The sequence below is a fragment of the Streptomyces noursei genome (assembly GCF_001646665.1).
GTDB classification, from domain to species: Bacteria; Actinomycetota; Actinomycetes; order Streptomycetales; family Streptomycetaceae; genus Streptomyces; species Streptomyces lavendulocolor.
This window is the reverse complement of the sequence record NZ_LWBU01000233.1, coordinates 1-237: the sequence shown is the minus strand read 5'-3', so window position 1 is coordinate 237 and position 237 is coordinate 1. Positions and strand designations below refer to the sequence as shown.

The window sequence follows — 237 nt, the reverse complement described above, 5'->3', positions numbered from 1 at the left end:
GGGGGGGGGGGGCGGGCCGCCCGGGCGTCCCGCCGGCACGGTGCACGGTCATGGTGTGCCGGAGTCGTCGTCCTCGCCGTCCGGCGTCGCGGGCGGGGGCAGCGGGATGCGGGTCTGGCCGTCGAGCGGGGGCGGTGTCCGCTCGCCGAGCCGGTCTTCGAGCTCCTGCAACCTGGTACGCGTACGCGCGTCGGGTGTCGTCATGGTCTCCTCCTCACCGTTTCGGCGGCCGGGAAT

The 237-nt window shown here is 75.9% G+C and carries 1 protein-coding gene; it reads right to left on the bottom strand.

Going from position 1 to position 237, the window contains the following annotated elements; all coding sequences use genetic code 11:
* Window positions 1–48 precede the first annotated feature (48 nt).
* The coding region (locus A4V12_RS17225; RefSeq protein WP_234372208.1) for a hypothetical protein at window positions 49–237 on the bottom strand (189 nt) is incomplete at its 5' end.